The organism is Nocardia sp. GCM10030253, from assembly GCF_042675075.1.
GTDB lineage: Bacteria > Actinomycetota > Actinomycetes > Mycobacteriales > Mycobacteriaceae > Nocardia.
The window spans coordinates 356943-370668 of sequence record NZ_JBHTDL010000014.1 but is presented as its reverse complement, the minus strand read 5'-3'; the positions used below and the strand labels follow the sequence as shown (position 1 = coordinate 370668).

The window sequence follows — 13726 nt, the reverse complement described above, 5'->3', positions numbered from 1 at the left end:
GTGGTTTTCGCGATGAACCAGCACATCCGATGCCGGCATCGCCGCCGTGCACCGCTACGGCTGGTCGGTGTCGTCACGGTTGTGCTCGGGATCGGCACGATCGGAGCTCCCGCCCCGGCCCTCGCGATCGGACCGCCCGCCATCGACGAGGCCGCGCTCGGTGCGGCGCTGGCGGTCAATGCCAATGGCGGACCGCCCGACGAGACCGAGCAGCGAGCCGTATGCGCAGAGCCGAGACTGATGGGTGCCGCACCGAGTGAAGCGCCGCAACCACAGCGAATTCTCGAGCTGCCTGCCGCATGGCAGTTCAGCCGCGGCGGCGGCCAGAAGGTCGCGGTCATCGACACCGGTGTGAACCGGCATCCGCGCCTGCCCGCGCTGCAGCCGGGCGGTGACTTCGTCTCGAACTCCGACGGCACGCTCGATTGCGATGGTCACGGCACTCTGGTCGCCGGCCTCATCGCGGGGCGGCCCAGCCAGGAGGATGCCTTCTCCGGTGTCGCCCCCGACGCGGAGATCCTCGCCATCCGGCAGTTGAGCACCGCCTACGAGGCGAAGGACCGTACCCGCAACGAGGCGCCCGGCAAGATCGCCAGCGCCGGCTACGGCAATGTACTGACACTGGCCGCGGCGATCGTGCGCGCGGTCGATATGGGCGCGACGGTGATCAACATTTCCGAAGTCGCCTGCGCGCCTACCGGTGTCGATCCCGCGGATGGGGCACTCGGCGCGGCCGTGAAGCTTGCCTTCGACCGCGGTGTCGTTGTGGTCGCGGCCGCGGGGAACCTCCAGCAGGGCGGAGCCTGCGACGGCCAGAATGATGGCACCGGCTGGGCCTCGGTGCGCACCGCGGTCAGCCCGGCCTGGTTCACTCCGTACGTCCTGTCGGTGGCGTCGATCGAGGCCGATGGAACGCCGTCGCCGTTCTCGATCAACGGTCCGTGGATCGGGGTCGCGGCGCCGGGCCGCAATATCGTCTCGCTGGACAGCAAACCGGGTGGGACCGGGTTGGTCGACTCCCAGCAGACCAGCGAGGGCATGGGAACCATTGACGGGACCAGCTTTTCCAGCGCCTACGTTTCCGGGCTAGCCGCACTGGTGCGGGCCAGGTTCCCGGAGCTGTCGGCACCGCAGGTGATGGATCGGATCACCCGTACCGCGCAGGCGCCCGGTGTGGGGCGCGACGACAGGCTCGGATACGGGCTGGTCGATCCACTCGCCGCGCTGACAGCGCAGCTGCCTGCCAAGCCGATCGGCGCGGGAGCCGATGTGGCGCGCCCTATTTCACCGCCCGCGCCGCCACCGTACGTCGATCCGATGCCGCGCCGCGTGGCCACGATCGGCACGATCGTCTTGCTCGCGCTGCTCGGAATCGGATACGCGTTATCGATTCCGTTTCGCCGCGAACGCGCGGACGTCGTCGACCCGGTGGACGCCGAGATCGGAAAAGGACTGTAGGACATGGCTACAGATGGGTTTGTGCGTAGGCCACGGATCGCACCGCCACGGGCGCCGGGCGGCGAGGTGGCGCTCACCGCGCCGCCGGAGATTCCACGGCCCGTGCCCGCGGGCCTGTTGATGAAGCTGATGCCGATCGTCATGGTTTTCGCGGTGGTCGGCATGATCGCGATGATGGTCATGATGGGGCGCAACCTGCTGGCCAATCCGTTCATGCTGATGTTCCCGATGATGATGCTGATGTCGATGGTCGGGATGATGGCGGGCATGCGGAGCACTGGTGGCCCGAAGAAGGCCGCCGAGCTCAACGAGGAGCGCAAGGACTACTTCCGCTACCTGGACCAGGTCCGCAAAGACGTGCGCAAGACCGGCCGATCCCAGCTCGACGCGCTGGTGTGGAGCCATCCCGACCCCGCCGATCTGCAATCCGTCGCGGGTACGAGGCGGATGTGGGAACGCCGTACCAACGACCCGGATTTCGGGCACGTGCGGGTCGGTGTCGGCAGCCACCGCCTGGCCACCAAACTGGCCAGGCCAGAGACGGGTCCGCTGGAAGACCTCGAGCCGGTGTCGACAGTTGCCCTGCGCCGGTTCGTCCGTACCCATTCGGTAGTGCACAACCTGCCGACCGCGATCTCGCTGCGCGCGTTTCCCGCTATCAACATCGAGGGCGAGCCGGGCGAGGCGCGCATGTTGGTGCGCTCGATGCTGATGGAATTCGCCGCCTTTCACGGACCCGATCACACCGCCGTCGCGATCATCTGCGCCGACCCCGACGACAAGACCTGGGCGTGGGCCAAATGGCTTCCACACGTGCAACATCCAGTCAACCGCGACGGCATGGGGTCGGCCAGGATGATGTACAGATCGCTGGCGGAGCTGGAGACGGCGATGGCCGCCGAACTCCTCGAACGCGGCCGGTTCATGCGCAATGCACAGCCGACGGCGGGACGGATCCACCTACTCGTCATCATCGACGACGGATTCGTCAGCGGCACCGAGCGGATTGTCAGCGATGCCGGCCTGGACTCGGTCACCGTGCTCGACCTCACCGCGCCGCAAACCGGGCTGGCCGTGCGCCGCGGGCTCCAACTGGTGGTCGCGGACGGAATGGTGGCGGCGAAATCCGCTGCCGGCGTCGAGAGATTCGCGACCGCGGACGCTGTGACGTACGCCGAAGCGGAGGCCCTCGCCAGGGACCTCGCGCGCTACCGGGTGGCCACTGCCGCCCAGATCGTCAGCCTCGGCGACGAAACACGGGCGGTGCCGGGCCTGATGGCACTGATGAAGATCCCGGACGCCGCGCAGATCGATCCGGCCGTGGTGTGGCGTCCGCGCAGTGACAGAGAGCGGTTACGAGTGCCGATCGGGGTCACCCCGGACGGCACTCCGGTCGAGATCGACATCAAGGAATCCGCCGAGAACGGCATGGGACCGCATGGGTTGTGCATCGGCGCAACGGGTTCCGGCAAGTCGGAGTTCCTGCGTACCCTCGTGCTGTCGATGGTGACGTCGCATTCCCCGGATCTGCTGAACCTGGTGCTGGTCGACTTCAAGGGTGGCGCCACCTTCCTCGGCCTCGACTCGCTGCCGCACGTCGCCGCGGTCATCACCAACCTCGAGGAAGAACTCTCGATGGTCGACCGCATGAAGGACGCCCTGTCCGGCGAGATGAATCGCCGCCAGGAACTGCTGCGTTCGGCGGGCAACTTCGCCAACGTCACCGAGTACGAGAAGGCCAGGGCCGCGGGTGCCCAGATCGATCCGCTGCCCGCGTTGTTCGTCGTCGTCGACGAGTTCTCCGAACTGCTCGCACAGAAGCCGGATTTCGCCGACTTGTTCGTGATGATCGGCCGGCTGGGCCGCTCGCTGCGGGTGCACCTGCTGCTGGCGTCGCAGCGACTGGAAGAGAACAAGCTGCGCGGTCTGGACAGCCACTTGTCCTATCGGATCGGTCTGCGCACCTTCTCGGCCAACGAATCGCGCGCCGTGCTCGGTATCACCGATGCCTACCACCTGCCCAGCGTGCCCGGGTCCGGCTACCTCAAGAGCGACGCGGACGACCCGCTGCGGTTCAACGCCGCTTACGTGTCCGGTCCATATGTCTCACCACGCGGCAGTCAGCGGGTCGACGGACGTGTGGTCGGCGGTCAGTCACCGGTGGTCTTCACCGCGAGTGAGGTCGAGGCACCACCTGAACCGGAACCGGCCATCCTCGAAAGTGCTGTGACTCGTGGACTTCCCGAGCTGCCGCCTCCTCCGGGTGAGCTGGAGTTGCCCGCTCCGCCTGGCGAGGTCAGGCGCTCGGCAGAGACAGTTCCTGCCACCTTGTTGCAGGTGGTGGTTCAGCGGCTGACCGGACACGGACGCCCCGCACACGAGGTGTGGCTGCCGCCGCTCGACGAGTCGCCTTCGGTCGACATGCTGCTGCCCGATCCTGACTGGAAGTCGCCGGTGAACCGGCACGGACAGCTGTGGATGCCGATCGGCGTCATCGACAGACCCTACGAGCAGCGCCGCGACGTGCTGGTTATCGATCTGTCCGGGGCGCAAGGGAATCTGGCCGTGGTCGGCGGGCCGCAGTCGGGCAAGTCGACCACGCTGCGTACCGTGATCATGGCGGCCGCGGCAACGCACACCCCGGAACAGCTGCAGTTCTACTGCTTGGACTTCGGTGGTGGCACGTTGGCCGGCCTGACGGGTCTGCCACATGTGGGCTCGGTGGCAGGTCGGCTCGAGGTCGACCGGGTCCGGCGCACCGTCGCCGAGATGACCACGCTGCTGCATCAGCGCGAGGAGCGATTCCGTGCGCTCGGTATCGAGTCGATCAACGAATTTCGCAAGCGCAAGGCCAAACTGAGCCTGATGACGGATGAGGAGCGGGCGGCCGACCCGTTGTCGGAGGACCTGTTCGGCGATGTGTTCCTCGTCGTCGACGGATGGCCGACGGTGCGTGCGGAGTTCGACGTGCTCGAGCCCGCTCTCAACGCGCTGGCGGCGCAGGGCCTGTCCTACGGCATTCACCTCATGGTCGCGGCCAACCGCTGGGCTGAAATCCGGCCCGCCGTCAAGGATCTCATCGGCACCCGGCTCGAGCTTCGACTCGGCGACCCATCCGACTCCGAGATGGACCGGCGGACCTCAGTGCTGGTGCCGCTCGGTAGGCCCGGCCGTGGTCTGAACCCGGAGAAGCTACACATGCTCATCGCGCTGCCACGGCTGGATTCCGATTCCGATCCGCAGACGCTGTCCGACGGTGTCAGCGATGCCAAGCAGCAGCTCAACGAGCTCTACGGTGGGCGAAAGGCGCCGCCGGTGCGCATGCTGCCCCTGAAGATCCCGCGTGAGCAGGTACTGGCCACCGCCCGCGCGCACGGCGTCGAACTCGGACCGACCCGAGTCGTGGTCGGACTCGGCGAATCCGAATTGCAGCCGCTCGTACTCGATTTCGACGCGCAGCCGCATTTCATGGCGTTCGCGGACGTAGAGGCAGGCAAGACCACCCTGCTGCGCAACATTGTCATGGGTGTGGTGGAGAACTCGAACGCTGACCAGGCGCGCATCATTCTCATCGACTACCGGCGCACCATGCTCGGTCTCGTCGAAGGCGACCAGCTCGCCGGATACTCGACCTCGTCGCAGACCTCGCTCGGGATGATCAAAGAGGTCGCGGGCTATCTCGCCAAGCGCATCCCGGGCTCGGATATCACCCCGCAGCAGCTGCGCGAGCGCAGTTGGTGGCACGGACCCGAGATCTACATCGTCGTCGACGATTACGACATGGTGGCGACCACCCAGAACCCCCTCGAGCCGTTGCTCGAGTTCCTTCCGCAGGCCCGCGACATCGGCCTGCACCTGGTGGTTACCCGGCGCTCCGGTGGAGCGTCGCGTGCGCTGTACGACAAGGTGCTCGGCAGGCTGAAGGATTTGTCGGTCGACGCCTTGCTGATGAGCGCGCCCAAGGACGAAGGCAAGCTGCTCGGCGACGTGCGTTCGACCAAGCTGCCCGCGGGCCGAGGCACCCTGGTCAGTCGCAGTGGCGACCCGCAGATGGCTCAGGTGTCCTACTTGCCGCCGATGTAAGAGGGAGGCCCTCGCCTGTCTACGACTTCAGAAACGCGGCAACTGATTTCGTGAGTACTCCGGCCGCTCGCCGGGTACGTCCAGAACCGGCCCGGGCACCCGACCGCCGGTTCGCAACGCGACTTTTATGGCACCTGGTGGTGCGCTGACGTCGCGGGGAGGCGCAACGGTATCCCAACTGTCGGAGAGACGTTCGAACAGTGCGTGGGAGGGGCCGGTCGCGGCGGGACCGGCGATGCGGGCCAGGCGGAAGCCGGCTCTGCGGTAGTAGTCGTGCAGCGCGATGTTGGTGGTCCAGGCGTCGAGCCGGACCCAGGCGCGGTCCTGTTGTTGCGCAAGCATTCCGGCGTGCGCTAGTAGTCGGTGGCCGATGCGCTGGCCGGCGAAGCGCAGGTCGACGATCATGAAATGGACGATCAGCGAGTCGGCGAGTTCCCAGTCGGTCCACAGGCCCGGGTCGGCGCGCTCGTTGACGGTGATCGTTCCGGCCGGTTCGCCCGCCACCTCGACGATCCAGGTTTCGCCCGCATCCAGCGAATGGCCTACCGCCCTTGCGAATATCTCGATCGGCAGGCCGCGGCCCGCCACCGTCCACTGGTCGGAGCCGCGCGCGGTGAGCCACGCCGTGCGCTGGACCCGGAGGCGACAGATCATGCCGAGATCGCCGAGGGTCGCCTGGCGGATCACTGTAGTCATGGCAACGAAATGCCCGGCCCGTAGGAGTTACCGAGCGTATGCCGGATGATAGCGGAGCCTTCGTCGTCACCGAGCTCGTAGGCGAGCCGATTGCGAGTCGCGATCGACCGGTGCCGGGTGGCTCGGGTGACCCGCTCGTGGTTGGCTCCGATTCGGAGATGGTCCAGCAGGATCGTGCCGGTGGCGACACCGAGCACGATCGCCTCCTCCATGCTGGCCGGGCGGGCGACGAGCGTGTCGCGGTGCGCGGTCTCGGCATGTCCGCGTTCGGCCAGGCGACGTGTCGTGCCTTCCGGAATGTCTCGCGGGGAGTCGATGCCGGTGATCTCCGCCAGGTCCCTCGGATAGAAGCTGACCTCCCACGACCACGGCTCGTTGTCGAGGTATTGAACGACCGTTCGAGCCAGTACCCACGAGTCCTCCGGCACACCGAGCCACAGCGCTACCTGTGGACTCGCCGGTTCCATCTTGGCGCTGAACTCCTTGGCCGGTTCCCGACGCGCCGCCCGCGCGATCTCCTCGAAGATGTCGTGTGGCGACTGCGGGCGGTCTGGACGGATGTGGTCGGTGACAACCGATTCCAGCACTTCCTGGCTTCGAACAATGGTTCCCCGGGAAGTAGCTGTATAGACCAAATTTTCGGTGACGAGCACCTGAATAGCGTTGCGAGCAGTGGTGATCGAGACCTGCATCTGATCGGCCAGCTCGGTGTGACTGGGAAGTCGGTCACCTGGATTCCACTTGCCTGCGCGGATCTCCTCGCGGAGGAGGTCTGCGATCCGGTGATACATCGGACCGTCCGCCATCTTGCTCCTCGGTCAGTCGTGCAGGTAACGAAGTGTACTCTTCGTTACTTCCTACGGCCCGGTAACGCTTGACAGTTGCCTTCAGAGGTTTATTGTAATGAACGTCCTGATCCGGTGTTGTGCGGCGACGAACGGCGAGGCAACGTGGCAGGTTCGGAGATTTCGACGATCGTAATGGCTCTCCCCGGCACACCGCGGTGTGTCGACTCGGCGGTGCAGTCTTTGACGCTCGAACTACTGCCCACCTCTGATCTACTTGTTCGGGCGTGTCGCGGGCACCGCGTCGTCGGAGGCCCGCTGCTCTGGTTCGCCCGCGATCTAGCGGTGCTACATGAGCGACGGCTGGTCGGCCGCGGCGGTTCGGTGCCGACCGATCCCGCTACCATGCTCGAAATCGACCGGCGCAGAACCGAATTGGTAATGGCCATTGACGACTGGGTGGCACGCAGCGTGCCGCAGCATCGGCTCGGCGCCACGCTGCACACAGAGACGGTCGGTGCGGTCATCGACCGCATCGCCGAATCCTCGGTCCGCGCGCACCACGCGCTGATGACGCTGGACGCGCACAACGAACGGTTGCACTGTGCCTGGCATCATCTCGCCGAACTCGCGGACGCCTACGACGATCTGGTCCGCGATATCCAGGCGGGCCGAAGGCGTTTGCCGGAGTGGTGAATTCGCGGCCAGGCGCATTTCACAGGCGCCACAGCGCCGCGCAGGGCAGCAACGCCATGTCCGGACGGACATCGGCGTCGATGACGATATCGAGATCGGATCGGTTCGCCGTCAGGATCGCGGCGAACTGCTCGCCCGCTGTCCGCTCGCATTGAAAGTCCAACGGGCGGTCCAGATTCGGGAATCGGATTCGTAGATGGCACTGCGCTCGCGCCTCGGCCGCGAGTGCAGTGCTTGGTGTCGGCGCGTCGGAGTTCATGTGGGCACCCGGTCGTGGCGGCTACGCCGACGGCGTGGTCGTCGTTTCCTCCAGGGGTGCGGTCAGTTCCAGATGAATTCCGTCGGGGTCGCTGAATGACAGAATCGTGATCCCGAACTGGGGCAGCGGCGTGATTTCGCCGTGGTCCACACCGGCCTCGGTCAAGCGTGCGGCGGCGGCGGTCAACTCGGCGACGGAGTCGACGGTGAAGCTCAGGTGATCGAGACCGACGCGCTCGGAGTCGAAACGGTCGGTTGTCGCCGCGACCGGACGCAGGCCGAACAGCATTCCGTTGGTTTGGAAGACCACACCGCCGTAGAGCTGTTCCGGATCGGCACGTACCTGCGGATCATTCGGGCTACCAGGCGATTCCGCGGCGATATCGAATCCGAGAATGTCGCGATAAAATGCTCGCGACCGCGCAATATCGGTGACAGTCAAGCGAACGTGATGCATGCCGGTTGTGGCGATAGAAGCCATGAACTTCCTTGCTGGGGTGTCCTCGGGGTCGGCGGCGCTGCGCGAATCGCCGTTGAGTCGCGTAGCGCCTGCCAGTCGAAAGAGTAAGCGCCGTCATGGGTGATTCCACAGTGTCGGAGGCGACGCATTCAGTACTGTTTGCGACATGGATGTCGCCGTCCTCGTCGTAGATGGCGTGGGTGATTTCGGGCTGGCCGCGATACTCGAAGCGTTCGCCACCGCCAATGCGCTGTGCGGGGAACTCGCCGCGCCGCCCGATCCATGGCGGCTGCACACGGTCTCGATCGGGACTACCGTCGGTTCCGTACACGGCCACCTGGTCCCGACCATTCCACTTGCGGAACTTTCGGTCGGGTTCGGTCTGATGATCGTGCCTGCGGTGGGCGTGCGTGATGCCGACGCTTTGATCGAACTGGTCAGCGGTGCATCGAATAGTGCTGTGCTGAAGCTGATCTCAGAGGCGCATGCCGATGGCGCGCATGTCGCGGCGGCCTGTACGAGCACGTTCTTTCTGGCCGAGTCGGGTGTGCTGGACGGTGGGCCCGCCACCACGAGTTGGTGGCTCGGGCCGACGTTTCGCCGCCGTTATCCGCGCATCGACCTCGACGAGGGACGAACCCTGTGCCGGCAGGGACGCGTCATCACAGCGGGCGCGGTGCTTTCGCACCTGGATCTGGCGTTGTCGCTGATCGCCCAGCGCAGCCCCGCGCTCGCCGAACTGACCGCACGACATATGGCCGTCGGTGACCGCCGGGCGCAGATCGACTTCGTGATTCCCGAGGTGATCGCTCGAGGTGATTCGCTCGTCGCCGAATTCGAACGATGGGTACGCGAACGCATAGCCGAACCGTTTCACCTCACCGACGCCGCCCGTGGACTCGGCGTCACCGAACGCAGCCTGCAGCGCGCCACGCGAGCCGAAATCGGCATGCCGCCAAGGGAGTTCGTCGACCAAATCCGCTTGGAGTTGGCCACGCAACTGCTGCGAACGACCTCGCTGACCGTCGAGGTGATCGCGGCTCGCGTCGGCTACCAGAACGCGAGCACGCTACGTGGGCTGTTCCGCCGCAGGCGTGGCCGCAGTCTCGCGGAGGTGCGTGCCACACCACTGTCGTGGTGATATCCAGGCGCTACCCGGTAGCGCTGCCTCACTGCCTAAATCGCCAGGAACGCAACCACGCCAGCCCTCACGCCGGAAGCCGTGTGCCTGCCCGCTCAGGGCCACGGAAGACCAAGCCGGGTGTACCGCACACGACGCATCAGCACTGCCCCGAACAACTGCCAGGAAGTGAGCTCGGCCCACCCAACCCAGGACACCTCCCAAGCAATGACTGCCTTCACTACCTAAAGCGCCTGAAACGCAACCACAGCCAGTCTTCACGCTGGAAGCCATGTGCCTGCCTACCCAGGTTGCGGAAGACCAAGTCGGGTACGGCACACGACGTGCCCAGCACTGCCCGAAACACCGCCGGGAAGCGAACTCGACCCACCAACCCAGGACAAGCTCCCCAACACCGGCTGCCCTCACCACCTAAAACGTCTGAAACGCAACCACAGCCAGTCCTCACGCCGGAAGCCGTGGCCTGTCTACCCAGGTTGCGGAAGACCAGGTCGGGTACGGCACCCGACGTGCCCAGCACTGCCCGGAACACCGCTGGAAGGTGACCTCGGTCTACCAAACCGGGGCACGCTCCCTACAGCTCTGGCTTACCCCGGTGAGTTCCAGCAAGGCAACCTCAGGCAGGCAAGTTCGGTCTGCCAATCCAGGGCACGCTCCCAAACGCTCTGGCTGTCCTCGGTGAGTTCCACCCGGGCACGTCAGTCAGGTGAGCTCGGTTTACTGAACCCAAGGCGCGCTCCCCAGTTTTGATTGCATCCCCGTGGTTTTACCGGGGGTAGTGCTGGGCGCGTCGTGTGCCGTACCCGACTTGGTCTTCCGCAGCTTTTCGAGGCAGGCACACGGCTTCCGGCGTGAGGACTGGCTGTGGTTGCGTCTCGGGGGCAGAGAAATCGTCCTGACACCCCTTGTGGTAGCTGTGCTCGGTCTATGAATCCGAGGGCGCGCACCCCAGTTTTGGTTGCACCCCCGTGGTTTTACCGGGGGCAGTGCTGGGCACGTCGTGTGCCGTACCCGACTTGGTCTTCCGCAGCTCTTCGAGGCAGGCACACAGCTTCCAGCGTGAGGACTGGCTGTGGTTGCGTTCTCGAGCGGTAGGGAAATCCGTCCTGACACCCCGTGTTGTGACTGCACACCTCGTATACGGGGTGTGCGGTTGTGGCGCGGGGTGTTCGGACGGCAGTTTGGTTTTCCGCAGCTTTGCGGGCAGGCACATGGCTTTCAGCGTGAGGACTGGCTGTGGGTGCGTTCCCGGGCGGTAGGGAAATCCGTCCTGACACCCCGTGTTGTGACTGCACACCTCGTATACGGGGTGTGCGGTTGTGGCGCGGGGTGTTCGGACGGCAGTTTGGTCTTCGCAACTTTGCGGGCAGGCACATGGCTTCCAGCGTGAGGACTGGCTATGGTTGCGTTCCCGGGCGGTAGATGGCGGTAGAGAAATCCGTCCTGACACCCGGTGCTGGGACGACAGTTCGGTCTTCCACAGCTTTGCGAGGCAGGCACACGGCTTCCGGTGTGGGGACAGGCTGTGGTTGCGTTCTCGAGCGGTAGAGAAATCCGGCTCACACCCCGTGTCGTAGCTGCACACACCCCGTACAGCGTCCTCACACCCCTTGTTGTGGCTGTACACCTCGTATACGGGGTGTGCGGTTGTGGCGCGGGGTGTTCGGACGGCAGTTTGGTTTCCGCAGCTTTGCGGGGCAGGCACACGGCTCCCGGCGTGAGGACTGGCTGTGGTTTGCGTTCCCAGGCGGTAGAGAAGTCCGTCCTGATACCCCGTGTTGTGACTGCACACCTCGTATACGGGGTGTGCGGTTGTGGCGCGGGGTGTTCGGACGGCAGTTTGGTCTTCCACAGCTTTTCGAGGCAGGCACATGGCTTCCGGTGTGGGGACTGGCTGTGGTTGCGTTGTCGGGCGGTAGGGAAGTCGGCCTGACACCCGTGTTGTCGCTGCGCTCGGTCTACGAATCTCAGGGCGCGCTGCCCAGTTTTGGCTGCACCTAGTGGTTTTCCGGGGGTAGTGCTGGGTGCGTCGGGTGCTGTACCCGGCTTGGTCTTCCGCAGCTTTGGGTAGGCAGGCAACGGTTTCCGGTGTGGGGACTGGCTGTGGTTGCGTTGTCGGGCGGTAGAGAAATCCGTCCTCACACCCGGTGTCATAGCTGCACACCCCGTATAGAGGGTGTCTGGTTGGCGCACGGGGTGTGCGGACGACAGTGGGGGTGCTGGGGGTGCGGTGTTCTAGGGCTGAGGGGACCGGGGCGGTGGGATGGCCGCCGCCGGGGTCTCAGTTGCGATAGCGGCGGTGGTCGACGCTGAATTCGTCGGCGACTGTTGCGGCGAGTTCGACGTACGCGCGCTTGGTGGTCTTGTGCAGACGGTGCAGGTCGATTTCGGCGCCCTCCGACAGGTGGACGTCGTAGGGAATGATGTGCACGGCGCGGCAGCGCGACAGGAAGTATTCGCGCAGCTGCTGGATGCCCACATTCGGTGATCCCTCGCGCGGCAGGTTGATCACCACCACCGCGTTGCGGACCAGGTGATCGTGGCCGTGCAGCGACAACCAGTCGAGAGTCGCTGCCGCGCTACGAGCTCCGTCGATCGCGGCCGAGGAGATCAGCACCAGCGAATGCGCCAGATCGAGCACACCACCCATGGCCGAATGCATGAGTCCGGTACCGCAGTCGGTGAGGATGATGTTGTAGAACCGCTGCAGGATTCGCGCGACGGCGCGGTATTCGTCGTCGCTGAACGCCTCCGAGGCCGCTGGATCCCGCTCGCTGGCAAGGACTTCCAGTCGGCTGGTGCCCTGCGAAGTATGCCTGCGCACATCCGAGTATCGCTGGATCGCCGGATCGAGCAACAGATCGCGCACGGTGGACCTGGTCTGTAGCGGCACCCGCTGCGAGAGCGTGCCGAAGTCCGGGTTGGCGTCCACCGCGATCACCCGGTCACCACGGATCGACGCGAAGATCGACCCGAGACCCATTGTCGTGGTGGTCTTTCCGACGCCACCCTTCAAGGAGAGCACCGCGATCCGGTAGTCACCGCGCACCGGCTGCCTGATCCGCGCGACCAATTCCTGCAGCCGCATCTCCTCCGCGGACAGCCCCGGATTGATCGCACCGCCGGACACATGGTGCACCGCCTTGCGCCACCCGCTACCCGGCGACTTCTTAGCCCGCCGCAACGGAACATCGTCGAGCGACGGCTGCGGCATCTGCTGGTTATATGGCCCCGGCTGGTAGTGCTGCTGTGCACCGGTCCCCGGTGCATCCGGATGCTGCCCGTACCCCGCGGCACCCGGGCCGGGCCCGTGCGCCCCCGCCGGAGGCTGCTGCCCATAACCCGCCGAACCCTGCCATTGGTCACCCGGCGCCTGCGGCATCGACTGGTCGCCGCCCTGCGTATGTGGCCCCGCCGCTGGTTGTCCTGATCCTGCTGGGCTACCCCAATGGTCGCGGCCCGGCGACTGCGTCGGCTGATCGCCGACTGGTGCGTGTGGTCCTGCGGGTGACTGTGCGAATCCTGCCGGGTCGCCGACTGGTGCGTGTGGTCCTGCGGGTGACTGTGCGAATCCTGCCGGGTCGCCGACTGGTGCGTGTGGTCCTGCCGCTGCTTGTCCCGATCCTGCTGGGCTACCCCAGTGGTCGCTGCTCGGTGCCTGCGTTGGCAGGCCGCCGACCGGTGCGTGTGGTCCTGCTGGTTGTCTCAATCCCGCCGGGTCGCCAGCTGGCGCGTGCGGTCCTGCTGCTGGTTGTCCGAATCCGGCCGGGTTACCAGCTGGCGCATGTGGCCGGGCCGCTGGTTGTCCCAATCCCGCTGGGGCGCTAGCCGGTGCGTGTGGTCCTGCGGGTGACTGCCCGAATCCCGCTGGGTCGTTATCCGGGGCCTGTGGTCCCGCCGGTGGCTGCGCGAAACCTGCTCGGTCGTTACCCGGTGCTTGTGGTGTCGGCTGGTCGCTGCCCGGTGTGTACGGGGGAGGTTGATCTTGCTCGGGCGCTCGCGGGCCTGCCGGTTGGCCGAATCCCGTTGGGTTGCCCCATTGGCCGGGGGACTGCGGCATCGGTTGGTCGCGGCCGGGCGTATGCGGTGCCGTTGGCGGCTGCCCGAATCCGGCTGGGTTCTGCCATTGGTCGTTGCCCGGTGCTTGTG

Annotated in this window: 10 protein-coding genes; 5 read left to right on the top strand and 5 right to left on the bottom strand. The window is 65.8% G+C overall.

Annotation, left to right across the window (positions count from 1 at the left end; translation table 11 throughout):
• Positions 1–12: 12 nt before the first annotated feature.
• The gene (mycP, locus tag ACFQZZ_RS31255) at positions 13–1458 is read left to right on the top strand and encodes a type VII secretion-associated serine protease mycosin (RefSeq protein ID WP_378687807.1); all 1446 of its coding nucleotides are present in this window, start codon (positions 13–15) and stop codon (positions 1456–1458) included.
• A 3-nt stretch (positions 1459–1461) separates the two neighbouring features.
• Complete coding sequence (eccCa, locus tag ACFQZZ_RS31250; protein WP_378687806.1) at positions 1462–5541, top strand: type VII secretion protein EccCa; 4080 nt, start codon at positions 1462–1464, stop codon at positions 5539–5541.
• A gap of 27 nt (positions 5542–5568) precedes the next feature.
• Here eccCa and ACFQZZ_RS31245 read toward each other — a convergent pair whose 3' ends face one another.
• Both ACFQZZ_RS31245 and ACFQZZ_RS31240 read right to left on the bottom strand, forming a co-directional pair.
• Positions 5569–6237, bottom strand: coding sequence for a GNAT family N-acetyltransferase (locus ACFQZZ_RS31245; protein WP_378687804.1), 669 nt, complete (start codon positions 6235–6237; stop codon positions 5569–5571).
• Entirely contained in the window at positions 6234–7043 is an 810-nt protein-coding gene (locus ACFQZZ_RS31240; RefSeq protein ID WP_378687802.1) for a GntR family transcriptional regulator, read from the bottom strand. Before ACFQZZ_RS31240 ends, ACFQZZ_RS31245 begins: the two co-directional genes overlap by 4 nt.
• A 222-nt stretch (positions 7044–7265) precedes the next feature.
• On the opposite strand from ACFQZZ_RS31240, the gene ACFQZZ_RS31235 reads away from it, so the two are divergent.
• Positions 7266–7718 carry a DUF4254 domain-containing protein gene (locus tag ACFQZZ_RS31235; protein WP_378687800.1) on the top strand — a complete coding sequence of 151 codons (453 nt, stop codon included), beginning with the start codon at positions 7266–7268 and terminating at the stop codon, positions 7716–7718.
• A 19-nt stretch (positions 7719–7737) separates the two neighbouring features.
• Here ACFQZZ_RS31235 and ACFQZZ_RS31230 read toward each other — a convergent pair whose 3' ends face one another.
• Both ACFQZZ_RS31230 and ACFQZZ_RS31225 read right to left on the bottom strand, forming a co-directional pair.
• Positions 7738–7977, bottom strand: a complete 240-nt coding sequence (locus tag ACFQZZ_RS31230; protein WP_378687798.1) for a hypothetical protein — start codon at positions 7975–7977, stop codon at positions 7738–7740.
• 21 nt (positions 7978–7998) lie between these two features.
• Positions 7999–8457: a VOC family protein gene (locus ACFQZZ_RS31225; RefSeq protein WP_378687796.1), complete on the bottom strand. Its 459-nt coding sequence runs from the start codon at positions 8455–8457 to the stop codon at positions 7999–8001.
• Between the two features lie 145 nt (positions 8458–8602).
• Here ACFQZZ_RS31225 and ACFQZZ_RS31220 point away from each other — a divergent pair, with 145 nt between their 5' ends.
• Complete coding sequence (locus tag ACFQZZ_RS31220; RefSeq protein WP_378687795.1) at positions 8603–9577, top strand: GlxA family transcriptional regulator; 975 nt, start codon at positions 8603–8605, stop codon at positions 9575–9577.
• Positions 9578–11858: 2281 nt separating this feature from the next.
• Here ACFQZZ_RS31220 and ACFQZZ_RS31215 read toward each other — a convergent pair.
• The gene (locus tag ACFQZZ_RS31215; protein WP_378687793.1) at positions 11859–12959 is read right to left on the bottom strand and encodes a MinD/ParA family protein; all 1101 of its coding nucleotides are present in this window, start codon (positions 12957–12959) and stop codon (positions 11859–11861) included.
• Between the two features lie 125 nt (positions 12960–13084).
• On the opposite strand from ACFQZZ_RS31215, the gene ACFQZZ_RS31210 reads away from it, so the two are divergent.
• Entirely contained in the window at positions 13085–13405 is a 321-nt protein-coding gene (locus ACFQZZ_RS31210; protein WP_378687791.1) for a hypothetical protein, read from the top strand.
• Positions 13406–13726 lie beyond the last annotated feature (321 nt).